At 54.5% G+C, this 382-nt stretch carries 1 protein-coding gene; it reads left to right on the forward strand.

The annotated features are described in order from the left end of the window. Nucleotides 1–228 (forward strand): deaminase (locus AC1RPQ_RS08080; RefSeq protein WP_481762276.1); only part of this gene is annotated, 228 nt, incomplete at its 5' end. Nucleotides 229–382 lie beyond the last annotated feature (154 nt).

The following is a 382-nucleotide window of genomic DNA, read 5'->3' on the forward strand; positions in this document are numbered from 1 at the left end:
CCCACGGTTATGCACGCAGAGTTCAACGCGCTCACCAAATTCTCGGGATCGACGGCAAGTGCCGAGAACGCGCGCCTCTACACCACGCACAGTCCGTGTGTGTCGTGTGCACTGGTCGCGATTCGTGCAAAGATCAGGGAAGTAGTATATCAGCATGTGTACGAGGCGTCAGACGGCCGGCACATCTTGAGCGACGCCGGTATCAAGGTGCGTCAAATTCGTGGTTAATCTAGGGGCTTAGGCCCCTTTTGCTGCTTTCGCGCCACAATTTTATGGTGTACTAATCATTAGGAGAACTACGATGCCCGTAGTCAGCTCTTCTTACCAAAATGGGCGCTTCTCGGCAGCGACCGAGCGATCAAATAATCGCATACTGGCCGCC

It is taken from the genome of Dellaglioa sp. CoH-57-MRSF-21 (genome assembly GCF_056781915.1).